We start from the raw sequence: 331 nt of genomic DNA, 5'->3' as shown, positions 1-331 counted from the left end.
AAGCATATCGGTGTTAGTCCCGTCCTTCATCGGCTCCTAGTGCCAAGGCATCCACCGTGCGCCCTTTCTAACTTAACCTAAAAGGTTATTTTCTTCTTATTAAATAAGAGAGAAAAACTAAAATGGCAATTCTCGGTTTTACTTTGACTTCTTCTTACGATTATCTAGTTTTCAAGGAACAAGTGTTTCGAGAGCAATTGCACTCTCAAAACTAAACAAACAAGTAACAGTCAACGTTTTATCAGTCCGTCAAGGACTGCATTATCCTTAGAAAGGAGGTGATCCAGCCGCACCTTCCGATACGGCTACCTTGTTACGACTTCACCCCAAT

General features: G+C 41.4%; 2 rRNA genes. Both read right to left on the bottom strand.

Annotation, left to right across the window (positions count from 1 at the left end):
- Window positions 1–78: ribosomal RNA gene (locus M3189_RS26650) — 23S ribosomal RNA — on the bottom strand; the annotation flags it as partial.
- Between the two features lie 193 nt (window positions 79–271).
- Window positions 272–331 (bottom strand): 16S ribosomal RNA (locus M3189_RS26645); the annotation flags it as partial.

It is taken from the genome of Neobacillus niacini (genome assembly GCF_023715415.1).
GTDB lineage: Bacteria > Bacillota > Bacilli > Bacillales > Cytobacillaceae > Neobacillus > Neobacillus niacini_C.
This window is presented reverse-complemented; position numbering and strand designations above follow the sequence as displayed.